This window comes from Peptoniphilus rhinitidis 1-13, assembly GCF_000246925.1.
Classification (GTDB): Bacteria; Bacillota; Clostridia; order Tissierellales; family Peptoniphilaceae; genus Peptoniphilus_A; species Peptoniphilus_A lacydonensis.
The window spans coordinates 156,909-180,423 of the sequence record NZ_BAEW01000003.1; the positions used below are offsets into that span (position 1 = coordinate 156,909).

At 32.5% G+C, this 23,515-nt stretch carries 19 protein-coding genes and 1 riboswitch; of the genes, 1 reads left to right on the forward strand and 18 read right to left on the reverse strand.

Annotated elements, in window-relative coordinates; all coding sequences use genetic code 11:
- Positions 1-18: 18 nt before the first annotated feature.
- From hutH to RH95_RS03740, 14 genes are all read right to left on the reverse strand, one after another.
- Complete coding sequence (gene hutH / locus RH95_RS03675) at positions 19-1,557, reverse strand: histidine ammonia-lyase (protein WP_010244534.1); 1,539 nt, start codon at positions 1,555-1,557, stop codon at positions 19-21.
- Between the two features lie 448 nt (positions 1,558-2,005).
- A complete protein-coding gene (locus tag RH95_RS03680) occupies positions 2,006-2,728 on the reverse strand; it encodes an amino acid ABC transporter ATP-binding protein (RefSeq protein ID WP_010244537.1) in 723 nt (240 codons plus the stop codon).
- Positions 2,721-3,398, reverse strand: a complete 678-nt coding sequence (locus RH95_RS03685; protein WP_010244540.1) for an amino acid ABC transporter permease — start codon at positions 3,396-3,398, stop codon at positions 2,721-2,723. The genes RH95_RS03680 and RH95_RS03685 overlap by 8 nt, the downstream gene beginning before the upstream one ends.
- Positions 3,399-3,455: 57 nt before the next feature.
- Positions 3,456-4,310: a transporter substrate-binding domain-containing protein gene (locus tag RH95_RS03690; protein ID WP_010244542.1), complete on the reverse strand. Its 855-nt coding sequence runs from the start codon at positions 4,308-4,310 to the stop codon at positions 3,456-3,458.
- A gap of 108 nt (positions 4,311-4,418) precedes the next feature.
- Positions 4,419-5,213 (reverse strand): L,D-transpeptidase family protein, encoded by a 795-nt coding sequence (locus RH95_RS09215; protein ID WP_010244545.1) that lies wholly within the window; start codon positions 5,211-5,213, stop codon positions 4,419-4,421.
- 1 nt (position 5,214) lies between these two features.
- Positions 5,215-8,031, reverse strand: coding sequence for an excinuclease ABC subunit UvrA (uvrA, locus tag RH95_RS03700; RefSeq protein WP_010244548.1), 2,817 nt, complete (start codon positions 8,029-8,031; stop codon positions 5,215-5,217).
- 12 nt (positions 8,032-8,043) lie between these two features.
- Positions 8,044-10,035, reverse strand: a complete 1,992-nt coding sequence (uvrB, locus tag RH95_RS03705; protein WP_010244551.1) for an excinuclease ABC subunit UvrB — start codon at positions 10,033-10,035, stop codon at positions 8,044-8,046.
- Between the two features lie 11 nt (positions 10,036-10,046).
- On the reverse strand, positions 10,047-11,672 hold the full coding sequence (locus RH95_RS03710; protein ID WP_010244554.1) for a gamma-glutamyltransferase family protein: 1,626 nt from the start codon (positions 11,670-11,672) through the stop codon (positions 10,047-10,049).
- Between the two features lie 210 nt (positions 11,673-11,882).
- Positions 11,883-12,398, reverse strand: coding sequence for a PH domain-containing protein (locus RH95_RS03715; RefSeq protein ID WP_010244557.1), 516 nt, complete (start codon positions 12,396-12,398; stop codon positions 11,883-11,885).
- A gap of 54 nt (positions 12,399-12,452) precedes the next feature.
- On the reverse strand, positions 12,453-13,988 hold the full coding sequence (nhaC, locus tag RH95_RS03720; RefSeq protein ID WP_010244561.1) for a Na+/H+ antiporter NhaC: 1,536 nt from the start codon (positions 13,986-13,988) through the stop codon (positions 12,453-12,455).
- A 463-nt stretch (positions 13,989-14,451) separates the two neighbouring features.
- A complete protein-coding gene (gene hutI / locus RH95_RS03725) occupies positions 14,452-15,717 on the reverse strand; it encodes an imidazolonepropionase (protein ID WP_010244564.1) in 1,266 nt (421 codons plus the stop codon).
- Between the two features lie 205 nt (positions 15,718-15,922).
- Entirely contained in the window at positions 15,923-16,135 is a 213-nt protein-coding gene (locus RH95_RS03730; RefSeq protein ID WP_010244567.1) for a hypothetical protein, read from the reverse strand.
- A 10-nt stretch (positions 16,136-16,145) separates the two neighbouring features.
- Positions 16,146-16,637, reverse strand: a complete 492-nt coding sequence (locus RH95_RS03735; protein ID WP_158309964.1) for a hypothetical protein — start codon at positions 16,635-16,637, stop codon at positions 16,146-16,148.
- Positions 16,594-16,809 carry a hypothetical protein gene (locus RH95_RS03740; RefSeq protein ID WP_141567122.1) on the reverse strand — a complete coding sequence of 72 codons (216 nt, stop codon included), beginning with the start codon at positions 16,807-16,809 and terminating at the stop codon, positions 16,594-16,596. The genes RH95_RS03735 and RH95_RS03740 overlap by 44 nt, the downstream gene beginning before the upstream one ends.
- A 256-nt stretch (positions 16,810-17,065) precedes the next feature.
- On the opposite strand from RH95_RS03740, the gene hutU reads away from it, so the two are divergent.
- Complete coding sequence (gene hutU / locus RH95_RS03745) at positions 17,066-19,093, forward strand: urocanate hydratase (RefSeq protein WP_010244577.1); 2,028 nt, start codon at positions 17,066-17,068, stop codon at positions 19,091-19,093.
- 66 nt (positions 19,094-19,159) lie between these two features.
- Here the strand turns inward: hutU and thiM are convergent, their stop codons facing one another.
- The 4 genes from thiM to thiC form a co-directional block, all read right to left on the reverse strand.
- A complete protein-coding gene (gene thiM / locus RH95_RS03750) occupies positions 19,160-20,548 on the reverse strand; it encodes a hydroxyethylthiazole kinase (protein WP_010244580.1) in 1,389 nt (462 codons plus the stop codon).
- Positions 20,532-21,344 (reverse strand): bifunctional hydroxymethylpyrimidine kinase/phosphomethylpyrimidine kinase, encoded by an 813-nt coding sequence (thiD, locus tag RH95_RS03755; protein ID WP_010244583.1) that lies wholly within the window; start codon positions 21,342-21,344, stop codon positions 20,532-20,534. Before thiD ends, thiM begins: the two co-directional genes overlap by 17 nt.
- Positions 21,334-21,849, reverse strand: coding sequence for an energy coupling factor transporter S component ThiW (gene thiW, locus RH95_RS03760; protein WP_010244586.1), 516 nt, complete (start codon positions 21,847-21,849; stop codon positions 21,334-21,336). The genes thiD and thiW overlap by 11 nt, the downstream gene beginning before the upstream one ends.
- A 35-nt stretch (positions 21,850-21,884) precedes the next feature.
- Positions 21,885-21,990, reverse strand: a riboswitch (TPP riboswitch).
- Positions 21,991-22,074: 84 nt separating this feature from the next.
- Entirely contained in the window at positions 22,075-23,376 is a 1,302-nt protein-coding gene (gene thiC, locus RH95_RS03765; RefSeq protein WP_010244589.1) for a phosphomethylpyrimidine synthase ThiC, read from the reverse strand.
- Positions 23,377-23,515 lie beyond the last annotated feature (139 nt).

A 23,515-nucleotide genomic window follows, 5' to 3' on the forward strand; every position in this document is an offset into this window, starting at 1 on the left:
TATATTATAACCAATTTATTAAAGTTCTACCACTTTTTCAACTTCTTCTAGAAGTTTTCCAGAATTAATTAATTCTTGAGCTTTTTCAAGTTCTTCATAAATTTCAATTTTTGAATCATCTTCTATGAAAGCAACTTGATTTCTAATTATATCGTGAGCAACTTTTGTACCTTTACCAAGTTCGAATTTGTTTTCTTCCATTTCCATTCTAAAGTCAAGAGCTTGTGCTGCTATCATAAGTTCAGTAGTTAAAATTCTTGCAGTGTTTTTAACAACTTCTCTAACTTTTCTAGAAGCCCAGTTACCCATTGATACAAAGTCTTCTTGGTTTTCGCAAGATGTTATTGAGTCAACACTTGCTGGGTGAGATAAAGTTTTATTTTCAGATGCTAAAGCTGCTGCTGCATATTGAGTAATCATAAATCCTGAATTAAGTCCTGGGTGTTTAACTAGGAAAGAAGGCATTCCTGAAAGTGTAGTGTTAACCATTCTTTCAATTCTTCTTTCAGAAACATTTCCAAGTTCAGAAACTGCAATTGCTAAGAAGTCAAATGGTTGAGCCATTAATTCTCCATGGAAGTTACCACCAGAAATTACTTTTCCATCATGAGTGATAATTGGGTTATCAGTTGCAGAGTTAAGTTCGATTTCAACTTTTTCTTTAACATATTCAAGAGTATCTTTAGAAGCTCCGTGAATTTGTGGCATACATCTGAAAGTATAAGCATCTTGAACTCTAAGTTCAGCAGTGTGAGTTACATAAGTTGATCCTTCAAGAATATTTCTTAAATTTTCAGCAGTCTTAAGTGATCCTGCGTGAGGTCTAATTGTGTGAAGTTCTTCCCAGAATGCGTCAATAATTCCTCTAGAAGATTCACATGCCATTGCTCCAGCGATATCTGCAATTTTAGAAAGCTTAAGTGCATCATAAAGAGCAAGTGCGCCAGTTGCAGTAAGAACAGTAGTACCATTTATTAGTGCAAGACCTTCTTTTGCTGCAAGTTCAATTGGTTCAAGACCTGCTTTTTGCATAGCTTCTTTTCCTGGAAGAAGTTCTCCATCATAATAAGCTTTACCAAGTCCAAGCATTGGAAGAACCATGTGTGCAAGTGGTGCTAAGTCACCAGAAGCTCCAAGAGATCCTTTTTCAGGAATAAATGGAACAACATTCTTGTTTAACATTTCAAGAAGTAATTCAATTGTAGAAAGTCTAATACCAGAAACTCCCTTTAATAATGAATTAATTCTAATAAGCATAACTGCTCTTACTTCATCTTCAGGAAGTGGATTGCCAAAACCAGAAGCGTGAGTTCTAATAATATTTTCTTGAAGTTGAGCTGAATCTTCTTTAGAAATACTTACTCTTGAAAGTGAACCAAATCCAGTGTTGATTCCGTAAACAACTCTTTCTTCTTCAACAATTTCTTCAACATATTCTCTTGATTTGTTTACATCAGCAATTGCCTTTTCGTCAATTTCTACTTCAACATGATTTCTTGTAACAGCTACTAGTTGCTCAAGATCTAGATCATTACCTGTTAATACTACTTTGTTCATAATTGTACTTCCTTTCTTTTTAATAAATTCATTAACTGTTTAAGTTAAAATTAATATATTTTAACAAGCAGTTCTTGACAAATTTAATATTCTAACAAGTGCAAAAATTTTTATATATTTTGCAAATGTTTTCTAACTTGATTTTATTCTAAATATATATCAATGTCAATAATTTTATCAGAAATAAAACTATATTATACAAAAAAATACAATATTTTAACTGTTTTTTTTGTTAATTTATTCTTTTATATTTTGCCTTAAAACTAATTTTATTATGCTTTGATAATAAACTTGTACTATATTTTGATAAACAAATGAATTTTTACAATGTATTTTAATCATTTACTTTTTTCTATATATTCTCAAAAATTTATTTCACATTAATAATTTAAAATCTTCCAAATAAAAAATGACTTAGTTTCCCAAGTCATTAGTTTAAATTTATTTTTTAAAGTACTTTTGCCAAGAAATTTTGGGTTCTTTCATTTTTTGGATTTCCAAAAACTTCTTCTGGAGTTCCCTCTTCAATAATATATCCTCCGTCCATAAAAAGTATTCTATCTCCAACTTCTTTAGCAAAACCCATCTCGTGAGTTACAACTACCATTGTCATTCCTTCTTTTGCAAGATCTTTCATAATATCTAAAACTTCACCAACCATTTCTGGATCAAGGGCTGATGTTGGTTCGTCAAATAGCATAACCTTTGGATTCATGGCAAGAGCTCTTGCAATTGCAATTCTTTGCTTTTGCCCTCCTGATAGCGAACTTGGATAAACATCTCTTTTATCTGGGAGCCCTACTCTTTCTAAAAGTTCCATTGCTTTTTTTTCTGATTCACTTTTATCCATATTTTTTACAAGAGTAGGTGCAAGTGTTATGTTATCAATAATATTTAAATTGTTAAAAAGATTAAAGGATTGAAATACCATTCCCATATCTTCTCGAACTTTATTTATGTCAGTTCCTCTTGACGTAATCTCTTCATCATCCACAAAAATTTTTCCATTAGTAGGTTCTTCCAAAAGATTTAAGCAGCGAAGGAAAGTCGATTTTCCAGAACCAGATGGTCCAATTACTACTACAACTTCTCCATCTTTTATAATTTCATCTATTCCCTTTAAAACTTCTAATTCTCCAAAGGATTTCTTCAAATTTTCTACCTTAATCATTTGCAAGTCTCCTTTCCAAACGTCCCATTGCCTTTGAAAGACTAAATGTCATTATAAAGTAAACAAGAGCTGTATATATAAAAGGTCTCACTGGTTCGTATATTCCAGAAGATATACTTTTTCCTGCATACATAAGCTCACCAACTCCAACTGTGTATGTGATTGAAGATTCTTTTATAAGCGTTATAAATTCATTTACAAGTGCTGGCAAAATATTTTTTATTGCTTGTGGAAGTATTACTTTCTTCATAGCTTGTTTGTGATTGAGTCCAAGAGATCTTGCTGCTTCCATTTGCCCTTTGTCTATTGAACTTATTCCTGATCTAATAATTTCTGCAATATATGCCGCAGAGTTTAAACTTATTGACAAAGAACACAAAAACATTGGAGCAGTTAAAATTGTAAACTGTTCTGGTATTACTTTTTTTAGTCCAAAATAAACTATCATTATTTGGACAAGCATTGGCGTGCCTCTGACTATTTCTATATAAATACTTGCTATAATATTTAAAATTTTTGACTTTGATATTTTCATTAGAGCAAGTAAAACTCCAAGAGTAAAACCAAGTAGAACTCCGACAATAGAAAGCTCAATCGTAGTTATCGCTCCATTTATATATGCGGGAAAATATCTCTGTAAAAAATTAATTTGCGATGTTAAAAAACTCATTTTATTCTCCTCTAAAATAAAAAATTCCCCACATCATGTAGGGAATATTTAATTAATTTATTTCGCTGCTTCTTTATTAGACAATTCAATATACTCATCAAGCCACTTTTCTACCTGACCCGAATCTTTTAATCCTTTAACTACTTCTGATATTGCATCAGTTAAATCATCATTTCCTTTCTTAACAGCTGCTGAAAAACCTTTTTCCTTAGGCACTCCAATATCTTCTATAATTACTAGTCCGTCAGTAATTGATGCAAATTGTTTTGCAGGAAGTTCTGATAAAAATGCTACATCAATTGACTTGTTTTTTAGTTGTTCGATAATTACATTATTTAAGTCAAATCCCTTGCAATTATCTCCAAATTTTTCTGTTGCAAATTTATGTTGAACAGTTCCAAGTTGTGTCCCTACAATTTTTCCCTCAAGATCATCAATACTTTTGTATTTATCTTTATTTTCTTCTGTCACAAGTAAAACTTGTTCTCCTGAATAATAAGGTTCTGCAAAGTTAACTTGTTCTTTTCTTTCTTCATCAGCTTCCATTCCTGCAAGTACGAAATCAACATCACCTGCATTAAGTGAAGAAATAAGTCCTTCAAATGCCATATTCTTTACTTCAAGATCAACTCCAAGTGAATCGGCAACAGCTTCAGCAAGTGCAATGTCCACTCCTGCATATTCTTCCTTACCACTTTGGAAAGAAACCCATTCCATTGGTGGAAAATCTGCTGACGTTCCAAGAACTATCTTTCCCTTTTCTTTTATTGCATCAATTGTTGGTCCAGTAGTTTTTATTTCAATTTTTACTGCTTCCTTATTTTCATTTTTAGTGTCTTCTTTTTTGCCACAGCCAAATAAAAACAAAGCTGCCATTGCTACAATTGCAATATTAAAAAATTTCTTTTTCATATTTTTCTCCTCTTTCTCTTCGACAAATATTTTAAAGTCGCACTTAATTTTAAAAATTATTATACCTTAAAATATTGTAATTTTCAATCTTTCCTTTAACCTATTTAGCTAAAATTCCAAAAGATCTTCTGAAGGAGTATTTTCTATAATTTCATTTGGACTTTTTTCTACTGGTTTTTGATTTTGTATTTGTTCTTTTTTATCCACTTTCTTTTCTCTAGAATACTGATACACTCCCCAGCTTTCAAGTTCAGCATCTGTTCCAAGCCAAACTGGTGCGCCCACAGGAATATTTGGAAAAACATGATTTTCAATATCATAATTAAACATTCTTATACATCCATTTGAATAATAACCTCCAATCTGATGAGGTTTAATATTTCCATGAATTCCATATCCATTTGCTCCCGTTATGCTTAACCCCATCCACCTTTCTCCAAGGGGATTGTTGGGATCATCAGCTGCGATTGGAGTATATTTTCCATTCATTCCTCCCCAAGCTGGATTCTTGCGTTTATTTTGAATTTTACCCTTTGCTGATGGAGTTGGTGTTTCACTTGTACCAAGTGTTACAGGATATTTGCCAATTGAATTTTCTCCTTTATACATCGTAAGGGTTCTTCTCGATTTATTTATCACAATCCATTTTCCCTTTGTTGGAGGATTAACAACCATGTCATAAGCTTCATAATTTTCTGTATATAAAGCCTTCTTGGTTTTGTCATTTAAATTTCCAGTGACAGGCAAATTCATTTGTGCCTGCCATCTCTTTAGTTCATCTCTTTTCTCTGTACCAGTTTTATTCATAAAATTATTTTCTCTCACAAAGCCCTCTGCAAAAACAAAATTTGACAAAAGGCTTAAAGACAAAATAAAAATACTTAACTTTTTTATTTTATTCAAATCAATCCTCCAATTTATCCTTTAAAAATTCACCTGTGTATGAACTTTTGCACTTTACAATCTCTTCAGGTGTTCCAGTGAAAAGAACTTCTCCTCCACCTTCTCCACCTTCGGGTCCAAGATCTATTATGTGATCAGCACATTTTATCACATCTAAATTATGTTCAATCGTGATTACAGTGTTTCCACGATCTACAAGTTCTTGCAGAACTTTTATAAGTTTATTCACATCTTCAGAGTGAAGACCTGTTGTTGGTTCATCTAAAATATATAGAGTTCTACCTGTCGCTCTTTTCGAAAGTTCTGTGGCAAGTTTAATTCTCTGTGCCTCTCCTCCTGACAAAAGAGTAGAGCTTTGTCCAAGTTTAATATAAGATAAACCTACGTCCCTTAAAGTTTCAAGTTTTCTTAAGACTCTCTCGTGATTTTCAAAAAATTGAATTGCCTCTTCGACTGTCATATCAAGCACATCGTAAATATTTTTGCCCTTGTATTTCACTTCAAGAGTTTCACGATTGTACCTCTTCCCATGGCAAACTTCGCATGGTACATAAACATCAGATAGAAAGTGCATCTCAACTTTTAAAATTCCATCGCCCTTGCAAGCTTCGCATCTTCCACCTTTTACGTTAAAAGAAAATCTTCCCTTTTTATATCCACGCATTTTTGCCTCATTTGTATTTGCAAAAATATCTCTTATTATATCAAAAGCTCCAGTGTATGTTGCTGGATTTGACCTTGGCGTCCTGCCTATTGGCGACTGATCTATATCAACTACTTTGTCAATATTTTCAAGTCCTTCAACTTTTTTGTGCTTTCCCGGTTTTATTCTCGATTTATTTATCTTTTGCGCCAAACTCTTGTACAAAATTTCATTTACAAGAGATGACTTGCCCGAACCAGAAACTCCAGTTACACAAATAAATTCTCCCAAAGGGAATTCCACATCAATATTTTTCAAATTATGTTCACTTGCACCAATAACTTTTATCGAGTTCCCGTTGGATTTTCTTCTCTCTTTGGGAACTTCAATTTTTTTCCTGCCACTCAAATAAGCTCCAGTTATGGATTCTCCTATTTCCATAATTTCTTCAGCAGTACCTTGTGCAACAATTCTTCCGCCATTAACTCCTGCAAGTGGCCCAATATCAACAATTTCATCAGCAGCAAACATTGTGTCTTCATCGTGTTCAACTACAATTAAAGTATTTCCTATATCTGTTAAATTTCTTAAAGACTCTAAAAGTTTTGCATTGTCCCTTTGGTGAAGTCCAATGCTTGGTTCATCTAATACATAAATTACACCTACAAGTTGTGATCCTATTTGAGTTGCAAGCCTAATTCTCTGTGCTTCTCCGCCAGATAAAGTCCCCGCCATCCTGGAAAGAGAAAGATATTCAAGGCCAACATTTACTAAAAATTCTAATCTTGACTTTATTTCTTTTAAAAGTTCTTCTGCAATAATCATTTCATTTTTAGTAAATTTTAAATTTTGAAAAAATTCTAAACATTTGTCAATTGAAAGTTCTGTCAGTTCAAAAATATTTAGTCCTCCAACTCTTATAGCAAGTGAAGAATCTTTTAATCTACTTCCATGACATTTTGGACATGGAACTTCTTCCATAAACTCATCAATCTTATCCAACATTCTATCTGAACTCGATTCAGTGTATCTTCTCTTCAAGTTTTTTAAAATCCCTTCGAACCCACCAGAATATTTTTTTTCTCCAGAAAAATAAGAGTTAAAAGAAAAAGATAAATTTCCCCTGTAACCATTAAAAATCGCATCCATAAATTCCTTTGGTGCATTTTTTATTGGCTCTTTCGTACTAAACTTAAACTTTTTTGCAATTTCAGAAATTATTTCATAATAATAAGTTCCCTTTGAGTTTGAATAGCAGGCAATAGCACCTTCATCAATAGAAAGTTCTTTATTAGGAATAACTAAATCCTTTGAAACTTCTTTAGAAAATCCAAGACCTTTACATTCTTCACAAGCACCCATAGGAGAGTTAAATGAAAAAGATCTTGGCGTAACTTCTTCTATTATAATATTGCAATGGGGGCAGGCAAACTTCGTTGAAAAAATTAAATCTTCACCATCAATTACATTTATCTTAGCAATTCCATCACTTAAATTAGTTGCAATTTCAAGAGAATCTGCAAGTCTAGATTCAATCTTTTCCTTTACAATAATTCTATCAACTACAACATCTATATCGTGATTTTTATTTTTATCCAGCTCTATTTCATCGGAAATGTCGTGTATTTCTCCATCAACAATTACCCTCAAAAATCCTTCTTTTTTTACCTTCTCAAAAACTTTTTTGTGTTGACCTTTTCTATGTCTTACAATTGGGGATAAAATTTGGATTTTAGTCCTCTCTTCTAATTTCATAATTTCATCCACCATTTGATCAATTGTATATGACGAGATTTCCCTTCCACACTCAGGGCAATAAGCATGACCCACTCTTGCATACAAAAGCCTTAGATAATCGTAAATTTCTGTAACTGTCCCCACAGTTGACCTTGGATTTTTTGATGTGGTCTTTTGATCAATAGATATAGATGGGCTCATGCCTTCAATATAATCAACTTCAGGTTTATCCATCTGCCCCAAAAATTGTCTTGCATAAGAGGAAAGACTCTCTACATATCTTCTTTGGCCTTCAGCATAAATTGTGTCAAAGGCAAGAGATGACTTCCCAGATCCAGAAAGTCCAGTGAAAACTACAAATTTATTTCGTGGAATATTTAAGTCAACATTTTTTAAATTGTTGACTCTTGCTCCCTTTACTATTATTTCATCTTTCAATAATAACACCTCTTAAAGGATGGCGTCCTTTTTCTTCTCTTTTAATTCTTTGATTTTATCTCTAATTTCAGCAGCCTTTTCAAAATCAAGTTCCTCTGCCGCCCTATACATTTCAGGTTTTAAAGCATCAATCATTTCCATAATTTCATCTCTTGTAAATTCAGTTTCTTCATCTTTTGCACTCTCAAATAATGTTTCATCTTCTGCTGCAATTGCAGTATTTATAACATCACGCACACTTTTCACAATAGTTTTCGGTGTGATGTTATTTTCTTTATTGTAATCTTCTTGAATTTTTCTCCTTCTAGAAGTTTCATCAATTGTCACTCGCATAGAAGGTGTAATTGTATCTGCATACATTATAACCTTTCCATCAGCATTTCTTGCAGCACGCCCTGCCGTCTGAATAAGAGATGTAACTGAACGCAAAAAACCTTCCTTATCCGCATCGAGTATACAAACTCGTGAAACTTCTGGCAAGTCCAATCCTTCTCTCAAAAGATTTATCCCAACTAACACGTCAACTTTTCCAAGACGCAAATCTCTTATTATTTGCATTCTCTCAAGTGTATCGACATCAGAGTGCATGTAGGTTACTTTATACCCAATTTCTTTTAAATGTCTTGACAAATCTTCTGACATTTTTTTTGTTAAAGTTGTTATTAAAACTCTTTCACTTCTTTCAATTGCACTGTCAATCTCATTCACAATATCATCAATTTGATTTTTTATTGGTCGAACTTCAATAATTGGATCAAGAAGACCTGTTGGTCTAATAATTTGTTCAACTTCTTGTTCAGTATGTTCAAGTTCATAAGGTCCAGGAGTTGCAGAAACATAGACACATTGATTCATCATATTTTCAAATTCATTAAATCTAAGTGGTCTGTTATCAAGAGCAGAAGGAAGTCTAAAACCATAATCCACTAAAGTTTGTTTACGAGATCTATCTCCATTAAACATTCCTCTAATTTGTGGAATTGTTTGATGAGATTCATCTATAATAGTGAGAAAATCCTTTGGAAAATAATCTATCAAAGTATAAGGTCTTGAGCCAGGTTCTCTTCCTGATAAATGTCTAGAATAATTTTCAATTCCAGAACAAAATCCCATTTCAGAAAGCATCTCCAAATCATATCTTGTTCTCTGTTCAAGTCTTTGTGCTTCTAAAAGTTTTTCTTGATCCTTTAAAACTTTTAGTCTTTCTTCTAGTTCTTCCTCTATTGTAACAATTGCTCTTTTTACTTTTTCCTCTGATGTTGCAAAGTGAGATGCAGGAGTTATAAAGGCGTGATTCAAATAGGCTACCACTTCTCCTGTGAGAGCATTTACTTCGCTAATTCTATCTATTTCATCTCCAAAAAATTCAACACGAATGGAATTTTCAGAAGAAGATGCAGGGAAAATTTCCAAAATATCTCCACGAACTCTAAAAGTTCCACGTTTAAACTCATAATCATTTCTAACATATTGTATGTCGACAAGTTTTGTCATTACATCATTTCTATCTTTTATCATTCCCGGTCTAAGTGATATGGCAAGACTTTCATAATCAATTGGATCTCCCAACCCATATATGCAAGAAACTGATGCAACAATTATTACATCTTTTCTCTCAAAAAGAGACATTGTTGCAGAGTGACGAAGTTTATCTATCTCATCATTAATAGAAGAATCCTTCTCTATAAATGTATCTGTCCCTGGCACATAAGCCTCTGGTTGATAATAATCATAGTAAGACACAAAAAATTCAACTGCATTTTCTGGGAAAAATTCCTTTAACTCTGAGCAAAGTTGATAAGCAAGAGTTTTATTGTGTGCAATTACAAGAGTTGGCTTTTGCACCTTCTCTATTACATTTGCCATTGTGAAAGTCTTTCCCGAACCAGTAACACCCAAAAGATTTTGGTGTTTGTAGCCTTTTTTTATTCCCTCAGTCAATTTATCAATAGCCTGTGGCTGATCTCCTGTTGGTTTATAATCTGAATGAATTTTAAATTTCATTAACTCACCTTTTAATAAGCAAAAATATTGGAGTCCGTTCTCTTCTCAGTCCCTCCAATGTAAACATCATCTTTCTTCAAAATAATTTGACCACGGCCCATATTCTTAAAATCACTTACAACATTTACATCATGTCCATGACTTTTAAGTCCTTCAATTATTTCACTATAAAAATCACACTCCACATCAATTTTCTTGTCACCAGTCCACATAATTCTAGGTGCATCAAGAGCAGCTTGTGGATTTAAATTAAAATCAATCATATTTGTCAAAACTTCAACATGAGCTTGTGGCTGCATAAAAGCTCCCATTATCCCAAAAGCTCCAAGAGCTTCTTCATCTCTTGTCATAAAACCAGGAATAATTGTGTGGTAAGGAAGTTTACCCCCCTCCAAAGAATTTGCAAGTCCAGCTTTAAAATAAAAATTTTCTACTCTATTGTTAAGTGCAATACCTGTACTTGGCACAACAATACCAGAACCAAATCCAGAATAATTTGACTGAATCATGGACACCATATTTCCATATTTATCTGCTGTTGCAAAATAAACTGTATCAGATGATTTTATTGCGTACTCTTCTGGAATAATTGCATTGTCTTTTATTTCACCTCTTCTTTTTCTTGCATAATTATCTGACAAAAGTTCTTCAATTTTTATCTTCATATCTTTTGGGTCTGCTACATAAGCTTTCGCATCAGTAAGGGATAATTTTATAGCTTCAATAATATTATGAATTGTATTAGGATCTCTTCTGTCTTTAAGTTCCATTTCACTTAAAATATTTAAAGCCATTAAAACAGAAATCCCATGACCATTGGGAGGTATTTCCCAAATATCAATACCTCTGTAATTTGTAGAAATAGGATTTACATAACTTGGATTAAAGCTTTTTAAATCATTAAAATCTAAAAATCCGTCTAGCCTTTCCACTTCATCAGAAATTTTTTCTGCAAGTCTTCCATTATAAAAGGACTTGCCACTAGTGTCTGCAATTTCTATTAAAGTGTTTGCCATATCCTTTGATCTAAAAATCTCTCCAGCTTTTGGCGCATTTCCGTCAACTGTAAAAGTTTTAAAAAATTCAGAAAACTCATCTCTATTTAATCTTTTATACTTTTCACAATTTTCTTTCCAAAGTTTCGCAATTTGTGGCGTCACTGCAAATCCCTCTTCTGCATAAGAAATAGCAGGTTCAAAAACTTTATCAATGCTCATCGTAGAAAAATCTTTGTGAAGTTTCATAAATCCACCAATTAATCCAGGAGTGTTTATAACATTTATACCACAACTTGGCATACTATCATAACCCTTTTTCTTTAAAGCATCAATAGAAATATTTTTAGGACTTCTTCCACTTGCATTTATACCATAAAGTTTTCCATTATAAAAAATAATTGCAACCATATCGGAACCAAGTCCGTTTCCTGTAGGTTCAACGACAGGAAGTGCCATTGAAACAGCAAGAGCAGCATCAATAGCATTGCCACCATCCAAAAGAATTTTTGCCCCTGCACTTGTTGCATAAGGTGAAGAAGTCGCCACCATTCCATTCTTCCCAAAAATTACCCTCCTAGTAGAATGATAGGGATACTTATTGTAATCAAAATCTTTATAAAAATCATAATCAAAATTCATTTAATCATCCTCGTTTTATATAGTAAAAAACTTAAATAACTAAACTTAATTCTATAATTAAATGGTAAATAATTCAACTTTTTAAGTTTATTTTATTATCACGAATTTCATCTTTATAATTAAAACTTTTTATAGCATGTGTTTTTAAAAATTTACAAAAAAAGAAACTCCTTAAATATGAAAGAAGTTTCTTCTCAATTTGTTATTTAATTATTTACGCCATTTTCTTTTTGTCTTTTTTAGTTCTTTTTTAAATCTTTTTAAATCTTGTTTGTATTCATAGGCATCATACACTTTTATTTTTCTATTGTATTTATGAGCCAAATCAAAAACTCTTTCTTTATCTCTCTCATCAAAGAAAAATCTTTTTGTAACATCTCCCTTTGTGAAATATAAAAGTATTAATTTTGGTTCTTCTGGCTTTTTTTCATAAGTTATGGCATCAATTTCTGACCAGTCCCAAATATGATATGTGTGAGTTATCTTCATATCAGTATACATCTCAAGTCCCTTTGGAGTTGCCGCAACATACCTTTTTGTCAAAAGAGAAAGTAAAAGTAAAAGTGCCAATACAAGAGTCAATTTGTACTCTGTGAATATCCCCAACAAAATTAAAATAGAAGTGATTACGTAGGCATATTTTTCAGAAAAGCTTTTTCTAGGGTTCACATATACGTATTTTATTGCTTCGCTGTCATTATCCCAAGGTAGTTTTTTTTCTGACACATAATCACTTCTTTCTAAAAATTTTTAATATTTATTGTTCTTAATTAATTCTAATTAAGCTGTAACTTTAGGAGCTTTACCTTCAGCTCTTAATTTTTCAAGTTGAGAAACTGCATATTTATGTGCTTCTTCAGGAGCAGCTGCAGCTTTCTTCATTTTAGTTTTACCGAATAGATTTGTATAAGCACCATCTGCCCAGAAAATATTTCTTCCTGCAAATGCTGTTACACAAGCATAAATTGGGTTTAGTAAGTTAACAAATGCAAATGGGAAATATGTGAATGGACTCATTCCCAAAACTCCACTTTGATAAGCTCCACAAGCTGTCCATGGGAACATACATGCCCAAAGTGTACCTGCATCTTCAAGTGTTCTTGACAACATATTTCTTGCAAGTCCAAGTTCATCATATTTATCATCATATAGTGGAGCAGGAACTCCAATTCCTAAGAATTGGTCACACATTGCTGCATCACAGAATAATGATGTAAGCATTGTTGCAAATACAAGTCCTCCAACAGAGTTGATTCTATTTTTAACATTTCCAAATATTCTTTCAACTGATCCACATCTTTCAAGAGCTCCACCAAAGGATACTGCAAGTATAATTAAGTTGATTGTCCACATTTGGTTATCCATACCACCCTTGACAAGAGCAGCGTCTACAAATTCATTTCCTGTTTCAATTGATGGACCATAGTGAAGAACTGAGAATAATTCCGCAAGATTGTTTCCACCTTGGAAAATTACTGAGAATAAAACACCAGTTGCTACTGAAATAAGAACACCTGGAAGTCCAGGAACTCTTAATATACATACTACAACAATTACTACAATTGGAAGAAGCACTGCTGGGTTTAAATTAAAGTTTGCTGCTAATGCATCTTGTATTCCTTCTGCAATTGTAGGGTCATAATTGCTAGCATTAATTCTTGATCCAAGGATTGCATAAATAATAAGTGAAATTAGGAAAACAGGTCCTGTTGTTGAAACCATTGCATTTACGTGATCAAATAATCCTGTATTTGAAACACCAGCTGCAAGGTTTGTTGTATCAGATAGCGGAGAGAATTTATCTCCAACATAAGCTCCTGAAATTACCATACCAGCAGTAAGTGCAGGGTTAATTCCAAGACCAACACCTATTGTCATAAAGGCAATACCTATTGTACCAGTTGCTGTCCAAGATGAACCACAAGCAAGTCCAACTATTGCTATAAGAATACATCCTACAGGTAAAAATGATTGCGGTGTAAGTAATTTTAAACCATAATAAATAACTGCAGGAATTGTTCCTGAAATCATGAAAGAAGAAATCAATAAACCTACTGTAAGTAAAATTAAAATTGCTTCAAGTGTAGCTGTAAGTCTTTCAACCATACCTTCCAACATTTCAGAAAAATTATGTCCACAAGCTGCTCCAACTGCACATGCAACAACTATCGCTATAATTAGCGGCATATGTGCTGCATTATAAACTTCATCACTGAAGTTGAAAACATATACCATTAGTGCAACCATAGTAACGATTGGCAAAATCGCTTCAATCATATTAGGTAGTCTAACGGATTTTTGACCTTCATTTTTCATATAATTACCTCCTTAACACGTCATTAGACATATTAATCTTGTATAAAAATTTTTAATATGTCTGCAATACAATTTCTTATAATTTAGTATTGCTGAAAATGTTTTCTAAGTAAATTTTAACCTAGATAACAATACAAGTCAATCAATTAATTTAAAAAATGACATTATTACTATAAAAAATACAATACATCATTATCTTTTTATGATAACTTATTAGCATAGAAGTAATTCTTTTCATGTAAAATTGTTCTGTAAAAGTCCTCCAACTCTCTAATTAACAGTAATAAAAAATTGATTTTCTTTTAAAGTTTAATTTTATGTTAGAGAAAAAAATAAATTTTAATAAATTTAAGGCAATTTATTTTATTAGGTTTCTAAGATAAAATTCATCCTAATTTCTTTGAAAATTTTTGAAATAAAAAGACCTCTCTAATGTTTTCCACTAGAGAGGAATCTAAAATTATTATTTAACAAGTTTTCTATCTTCTACAACAAGTTCTCCATCTACATAAACTTGTTTACATAAGTTTGTAGCAAAGAAGTAAAGTGTATAATCAATATTTTTTGCGTCAAATATTGTAATATTTGCTCTCTTGCCCTTGTCAAAGGATCCAATAGTTTCTGCTCTATCAACAGAATAAGCCGCGTTAATAGTAACAGCATTATATACTTCAACTGGAGTAAGTTTCATTTCAAGACAACCAAGTTGCATTATAAATTGAAGATTTGCAGTTGGACAAGATCCTGGGTTTGAGTCTGTACAAAGTGTAATCGCCATTCCCTTTTCAAGCATCTTTCTTGCAGGTGCATAAGTGTCTAGCATAAGTGAAAATGTTGTTCCTGGAAGAAGATTTCCAATTACATTAGCCTTAGATAAAGTTTCAATTTCTTCATCATCAACAACCATCAAGTGTTCTGCAGAAACTGCTCCAACCTTAGCAGCAACATCTACACCGCCAACATTTTCAATTTCATCAGAGTGAATTCTTGCTTTAAAACCATGTTCTTTTGCAGCTTCAAGAATTCTTTCAGATTGTTCTGCTGTAAATACTCCCTTTTCACAGAATACGTCACAGAATTCTGCCAAGTTTCTTTTTGCGACTTCTGGCATCATGTCAATTACTATATCTACATATTCATCAGAATTATCTTTATATTTTTCATGGATTACATGAGCTGCCATAAATGTTCTTACAAGTTCTGTTGGAAAATCTTCATTTAACTTTTCAAGAACTTCAAGTTCTTTAAGTTCAGTTTCAAGATTTATTCCATATCCGCTTTTTGCTTCAACTGTAGTTACACCATGAACTAGCATATGTTCTAGAAGATCTCTTGTCTTATTATATAATTCATCAAAGCTTGCTTCTTCAGTTGCCTTAAGTGTAGAAAGAATTCCACCGCCTGCTTCAAGAATTTCAAGATATTCCATTCCATTAAGCTTCATTGCAAATTCATTTTCACGACTTCCACCATATACCAAATGAGTGTGTGCATCAATAAGACCTGGAGTTGCAACTTTTCCTGTAAGGTCTACTATTTCAGTATTGTCATCTTTTAAACTTTCGTATCCCTTTCCTTCGCCAACTTCTAAAATCTTTCCATCCTTAATTGCGATGTATGCATTTTCTAAAATATCGGCTTCATTCATTTCTTCACCTCTCAAAGGTCTACCTATATCCTTAGGTGAAAAAACTTGTTCTAGATTAATTAATATTTTATCCGCTTTCATAAATAACCTCCCTATATTGTTTACCCATAAAATTATTATTTACTAAACTAATTTTGACACAACAAAAATTATAGGTCAATATAGTTTTTTGTGATTTAGTTTATCGATTTAATTAGTTTAAGGTGAATTTCCACTTTATTTATAAATATAATAACATAAAAAACTGCAAGCTTAAAATACATAAACTTGCAGAAGTATTAATTTATTATTTATCATCAAAATCTTCTTTTTTTGAAGACTGATTATCTAATAACTCTAATATCCTATTTAACTTTTCATCTACTATTGTGAAAAGTGTAACTATTCCAACTACAATAATGTTTTTTGAATAAACCTGAAAATTAAATAGTCTGTCTAATAAAAGTCCTAACAAGAAAAATAAAAAACTGTATATTAAAACTTTAATAAAATATTTCATATCTAACACCTTAATTCATCCTTATGTAATCAGATCCCATTGACTTTGATTTATCAGATGGCGAAATACTTATTCCTAAGTCTTTACCAATATCTACTGAAATATTAATTCCCAGATAGTTATGAAAATATTCTCCAACTATCTCAACAGCACTTTTATTACTAGTATTATCTATGACCACGTAAGCCTTTCCACTACTAATAGCTCTAAGTCCTCCGGGGGCAAAACTTTGTTCAAAATCAAATCTACATCCCTGAATCAAGCCATTTGCTGAATATCTACTTTCTCCCTTATAATTTCCATCTACATCTCTATAAGTTACCTTCATAGTTGTCCTATTCCTATCTACCATAAACCCATCGCTCCACGCGAAAACTAAAGTATCTTTACCATTCCATATTGGTGCAGATTGCCATGCCCAAAATGCGTTAAAGACAGCATAATTATTTCTTTCAAATCTATTCTTTTGAGATAGAAAAAGTAAAATTTGCTGCAGCAGCACGAGCAACATCATTCCTGATATCAACTGGTCTTAGCCCTTCAGTTGATTTAATTGCATTTATTTGTCTCTCGTTAAAATTCATATCTAACAACTCATCTTCTGTATATTTCGACAATAAAGATATATTTTCTTTAAATTTTAACACACTGCCTTCATATGTGTTTTTCTTCAATAAAAAGCTTCGGTTCCTAACGCTTTCATTTTTTAACCTTAACAGAAAATTTTTTATCTGTCAAATCTATATAACTATAAAATTATTAATTTCTATAGAGTTGCATTATTATTTTTATATGCAAACATTATCTTAATTTTCTAAGTTTATTAATAAATATATATGCCACATATATCAATCGAACTTAATTTTATTTATATTTAGTTTACATAATTTTAAAATTAGATTATAATGTTAAACATGGAGGTTGATAAAAGTGATAAATAATCATAATGAAGATGTTCAAAAGATTATGAAGGTACAAATTAAAAACTTGCCAGAAAAAAAATCTTTTGAACAAGGAATCAGAAGAGCTCCTGATAGAGGATTTAGACTTTCAAAAGATCAAACTAAAATTGCTCTTAGAAATGCTCTAAGATATATCCCAGAAGAGTTCCACGAAGAATTAATTCCTGAATTTTTAGAAGAACTTACTACTAGGGGAAGAATCTATGGTTATAGATTTAGACCTGAAGGAAGAATTTACGGAAAACCTATTGACGAATACAAAGGAAATTGTCTAGCTGGAAAAGCTTTCCAAGTAATGATTGACAATAACTTAGACTTTGATGTTGCTTTATATCCATATGAACTTGTAACTTATGGAGAAACTGGTTCAGTTTGTCACGACTGGATGCAATACAACTTAATCAAACAATATCTTGAAATTATGCACGATGACGAAACACTTGTAATGGAATCTGGTCATCCACTTGGACTATTTAAATCAAGAAAAAATGCTCCAAGAGTTATAATTACTAATGGTCTTATGGTTGGTCTTTATGACAATCTTGACGATTGGGAAGTTGCAGAAGAAATGGGCGTAGCTAACTACGGACAAATGACTGCTGGTGGTTGGATGTACATTGGACCACAAGGTATTGTACACGGAACTTACAACACTATTCTAAATGCTGGTAGATTAAAACTTGGTCTTAGCGAAAAAGACAACTTAGCTGGCAAATTATTTGTTTCATCTGGACTTGGTGGAATGAGTGGTGCTCAAGGTAAAGCTGGAGATATCGCTGGTGCTGTTTCTATCATTGCTGAAGTTGATATTTCAAGAATTGAAACTAGACTTGAACAAGGCTGGATTCAAAAACTTGCTGAAACTCCTGAAGAAGCTTGCGAACTTGCTAAGGGTGCTCTTGAAAAGAAAGAAGCTCTTTCTATTGCATTCCACGGAAATATCGTTGATCTTCTTCACTATATGGACGAAAATGACTTCCACATTGACCTACTTTCTGACCAAACTTCTTGTCACAATGCGTACAATGGTGGATACTGTCCAGTTGGAATTTCTTTTGAAGAAAGAACTGAACTTTTAAGAACTGATATTAAAAAATTCCGTGAACTTGTTGATGAAACTCTTAAACAACACTTTGAAGTTATTAAAAACCTTACTGATAAGGGAACTTACTTCTTTGATTACGGTAACTCTTTCTTAAAGGCTATCTATGATGCAGGAGTTAAAGAAATTTCTAAAAACGGTAAAGACGACAAGGACGGATTCATTTGGCCTTCTTATGTAGAAGACATTATGGGACCACTTCTATTTGACTATGGATATGGACCATTCAGATGGGTTTGCCTAAGTGGTAAACACGAAGATTTAATTGCAACTGACCACGCTGCAATGGAATGTATAGATAAAGACAGAAGATACCAAGATATGGATAACTATATCTGGATCAGAGATGCTGAAAAGAACCAATTAGTTGTTGGAACTCAAGCAAGAATTCTTTACCAAGATGCTAAAGGTAGAGTTGAAATAGCTCTTAAATTTAACGAACTTGTTAGAGAAGGAAAAATTGGTCCTGTTATGATGGGTCGTGACCATCACGATGTATCTGGTACAGACTCTCCATTTAGAGAAACTTCTAACATCAAAGACGGTTCTAATGTAATGGCTGATATGGCTACTCAATGCTTTGCAGGTAACTGTGCAAGAGGTATGAGTTTAGTTGCTCTTCACAATGGTGGTGGAGTTGGTATTGGTAAATCAATCAATGGTGGATTTGGTCTTGTACTTGATGGATCTGAAATGGTTGATGAAATCATTAAACTTTCACTTACTTGGGATGTTATGAGTGGTGTAGCTAGACGTAACTGGGCTAGAAATGATCATGCCATCGAAGTAACTAAAGAATTTAATGAAGATAATGAATTCGGACACATTACTCTTCCTTATCTTGTAAAAGATGAACTAATTGATAATGCTGTTGACGAACTAAACATTGACTGAGTTTAATTAAATATAAAATTTGCCCTGCTTTTTTGGCAGGGCTTTTTACATATTTGAAAAATTTTTCTATATTTTTAATTTGTTTATTATTTCTCTCACATTTTCTTCTACTTCATTTTCCTTTAAAGAAAATATTCCTTTAGACATACATATACCTGGTATGTCTACGCCACTAAAAAAATCTAGGTTTTCTCTTTTTACCCCTCCTATTGGAAATACTGGAATTAATACTGAATCTCTTATATCTTTATAATTTTCTAAAGAAATCATAGACGCATCTTTTTTAGTTTCTGTTTTAAAGAAAGCTCCCGTTCCAATATAAGACGCACCCATATTTTCTGCTTCAATGGCAAGCTCAGGCGTCTTTGCTGTTGCCCCTATCACTTTATCTCTTCCCAAAACTTTTCTTGCAGTTGACACTCTTTCGTCATCTTGACCAAGATGAAGGGCAACATTATATTTTTCTGCAAGTTTTAAATTATCATTTAATATAAATAGACATTCTTCTCCAATTTCTTTTTTTATATTTATAATTTTTTCTCCAAGTTTATATTCATCTGCAAATTTATCTCTAAGCTGATAAATTCTCATCCCACCTTTAACCGCATTTTTTATTCTTAATACTTTATCTCCTTCTGAGATTCCATACAAAGTAGGCTCCTTAAATTTATAAGTTGGGACTAAAACATCAACTTCCCCTTTTATTTCATCTATAATTTGCATATTTTTTATAATGTCCAAGGCAGTTATACTATTGTTCCTTATATCTTTTTTCGCAATTTGCCTTAAAAATATCGAAGAAAGAACACAAGCTTTTAAATTAGACATTGGACTAGCTAAAAGAGATCCTATCATTGCAGATTCCATATCCCCTAGACCAGTTATCTTCTTTAAATTTTCATCTCCACCACATATAGAGATGACCATGTGAGAATTTGCAATTATTTCATATTTTCCACTTACTAAAATTGTTGCACCAGTTTTTTCATTTAACTTTATTGCAAGATTTATAAAATCATTTTGTGTAAAATCTGCATCTTTGGAATCTACACCTGTAAAAGTTTTTCCATTAACCAAGTAATTGATTTCATTAAAGTTTCCTCTAATTACATTAAATTTAAAATTTTTAATGAGATATTTTGCCAAATCACGTCTTAGCTTGCTAGAAGAAACTCCAACTGGATCTAAAACAATGGGGATTTTATTTTCATTTGCAATTTTTGCAGATATTTTAATAGCTTCAACTTTATCATCGTTTAACATCCCCATATTTAATACAAGAGCAGAGGACTTTTCTGTAATTTCAGCTACTTCTTTTGAATAGTCTGTCATCATTGGGCTTGATCCTATTAAAAGAGATAGGTCAGCCACCCTATCGCTTGTAACACTATTTGAAATTATGTGAACCAAAGGAGCTTTTTCCCTTAGATCTTTTAAGTTATAACTTATTTTCATTTTTATCACGCAAATTATACATATGATATAGTGAACCTCTTCCCTTTCCTATATCAAAACCAAAAGCAATTGCTCCTGTTAAATATTTTTTTGCAGAAAATACTGCATCATAAAGGCTCTTACCACTTGCTAACTCACAAGTTATGGCACTTGAAAGAGTACAACCTGTGCCATGTGTATTTTCATTATCAATATTTTCTCCTTTTATAACAGAAAGACCAGCCTTGTCAAAAAGCACATCATCCTTAGATTCTTTAAGATGTCCACCTTTTATAAGCACTGCTGTATTATATCTTTCGTATAAAATTTTTGCCGCTTCTTTCATTTCTTCAAGCTTTTCAATCTTCTTCCCATAAATTATTCCTGCTTCAATTATATTTGGTGTGATTAATGTTATTTTGTCAAATAAAATTTCTTCCATCTTCTCCACAGTAGCATTGGGCGTAAGGTTAAATCCACTTGTAGATGTTATAACTGGATCTAATACAATGGGAATATCTCTTAAATATTTATCAATAATCTCTGATATAACTTCTACTTGTTGGTGATTTGCCACCATTCCAATTTTTACAGCATCTGGCAATACATCTTCGCAAATTGATATAAGTTGATCCCTTAACATTCCTTTTTCTATATCAAGAGAGGATTGAACACCCATAGTATTTTGTGCAGTAATTGCTGTAATCGCACTCATCCCATAATATTTATAGCTAGTTATAGTCTTCAAATCTGCTTGAATACCTGCACCTCCAATGGAGTCCGAACCAGCTATTGTAAGAATATTTTTAATGTCCATTTAAATTCCTCTCAAATTTAAAATATTTTCCAAGCGATGTGTTCTTAATACTTAAAATAATTATAATCGCTATTATAGAACCGCCAAGAGTACTCACTGAAAAAGGAATTACCAAACCAAATATCGCCATCTCTTTTCCAAGTATAAATTTAGCAACAGGATATGCAATTAATGCACCAATTACACCTGTACCAATTACTTCTCCTAAAAAAGCAAAGGAAAGCTTTCTCGTCTTATAATATAATATTCCCGCGAATAAAGCTCCAACCATTGAGCCAGGAAAAGCCATTGGGGAACCTGTTCCTGAAATATTTCTAATAAGTGAAATACAAAAAGCAACAAGAACAGAGTAAACTGGTCCCAAAAATACAGCAGATAAAACATTTACCATATGCTGTATTGGATAACATTTTGCCAAGCCCACTGGAATATTTACAAAGGAAAAAACAACACCAATAGCAACAAAAAGAGCTGCTATTGTCAATTTCTTAGTATTAGATTTCATATTAAACCTCCCTGAGAGCATATTGACAAAGCAGCTACATTTAGCCTTATAAATCCCTACGTTGGCATTATCCAAATCAGGTAAACGGTCGAAACTACTAGTTTCCTCTCAGCCTGTCAACAAGCTCCCTTCTATTTTTATTTAATTATATCACTAAAATATTATTTTTAAAAATAATTGACATTTACCTATAAATAACTTATAAATTTAAATCTTTACAATAAATCAAAATTTTATTTTTATATCTTTACCTTCAAGAATTAAATTCATGTTCCTTGCAGAACACATAGAACCACACATAGTGCAGGTGTTCTCTTCTTCTGGAATTGATGAATCTCTGTACTCCCTTGGTTTTTCTCTGTCAAGAGCAATATCAAACATACCTTGCCAATCTAATTTTTGACGTCTTTTACTCATCTCAAGATCCCACACTCTTGCTTCTTTTATTTTATTAATATCTCCTGCATGAGCTGCAATCTTGCAAGCAACAATCCCCTCACGAACATCGTCTACATCTGGAAGTCTCAAATGTTCAGCAGGAGTTACATAACATAAAAAATCTGCCCCATGAGATGCTGCAATCGCCCCACCAATGGCTGATGTAATATGATCATAACCAGGAGCTACATCTGTAACAAGTGGCCCCAACACATAAAAAGGTGCGTTGTGACAAAGTTTCTTTTGAAGTTTAACATTAGTTTCAATATCACCTATTGGCACATGCCCAGGACCTTCTATAATCACTTGAACATCTTTTTCCCACGCCCTCTTCGTGAGCTCTCCTAATGTTATAAGTTCCGAAATTTGAGAAGGATCTGTCGCATCGTGAATACCACCCGGCCTAAGTGAATCTCCAAGAGAAAGTGTAACGTCATATTCACGACAGATATCTAATAATTCATCATAATATTCATAAAATGGATTTTCTCTGTCATTCATCTTCATCCAACCGAAAAGAAGTGAACCACCACGTGAAACAATCTCATTTACACGTCTATTCCTCATAAATATTTCTGCATTTGCTCTATTTATACCAGCATGAATTGTAACAAAATCGACGCCATTTTCAGCATGATTTCTAACAACTTCCAAGAATTCCTTTGGCTTTATATAAGAAAGTCCTTTGTCCAAAAAACCAACTGCATCATACATTGGTACAGTTCCTATCATTGCAGTAGATCTCTCAATTAGTTTTTTTCTAAACTCTTGAGTCTTTCCATAATTGGAAAGATCCATAATAGATTCTGCGCCCATTGATAGAGCCATATCTACTTTTTTCATTTCCATATCAATATCATTTAGGTCTTTAGAAATACCTAGATTTACGTTAATTTTCGTTCTAAGTCCAGTTCCAATACCTTCTGGCGAAATTGATTTGTGATTTTTGTTTTTTGGAATTACAATTTCTCCACAAGCAATTTTCTCTAATAAATAGTCACAAGATACATTTTCCTTTTCTGCAACAATCTTCATCTCTTCAGTGACAAAACCATGCTTTGCCGCTTCCATTTGAGTAGAATATTTCATAAATAAAAAAAACCTCCTAAAAATATTATAGGAGTGGCATTACTTTTCCCCATCAAGGCATTATCCTAACAGGTAAAATGGTCGAGTGTTAACTCCTCTCAGCAATTTGCTCCCATAAGTTTATTTATTATATTATTTG